The 364-nt window shown below is 67.3% G+C and carries 1 pseudogene; it reads left to right on the top strand.

What is annotated here, in order from left to right:
* Window positions 1–364, top strand: a pseudogene (locus MFM001_RS24230) (non-ribosomal peptide synthetase); the annotation flags it as partial.

The raw sequence follows: 364 nt of genomic DNA on the forward strand, positions 1-364 counted from the left end.
TGCGCTGGCTGCACGACATTGACGGCCCGGTCGATCAGTTCAACCAGACCGTGGTGGTGCAGGCCCCCGCCGGGGTCGGCGAGGCCGACGTGGTGGTGCTGTTGCAGGCGTTGCTGGATCGGCACGCCACGTTGCGGCTGCGCGTCGACGACGGCGCGGGGGGCTGGTCGTTGAGGGTGCCCGAGGCGGGGTCGGTCGATGCCCGCGCTTGCCTGCAAACAGTCGACGTGTTGTCTGATGAGGCACTTATAGAGGCGCGGTCGCGGTTGAATCCGGCGGCCGGGGTGATGCTCAGCGCGCTGTGGGTTTCTTCCACGGCCCAGTTGGTGTTGATCATCCACCATTTGGCCGTCGACGCGGTGTC

Source organism: Mycobacterium sp. MFM001 (genome assembly GCF_003402475.1).
Lineage (GTDB): Bacteria > Actinomycetota > Actinomycetes > Mycobacteriales > Mycobacteriaceae > Mycobacterium.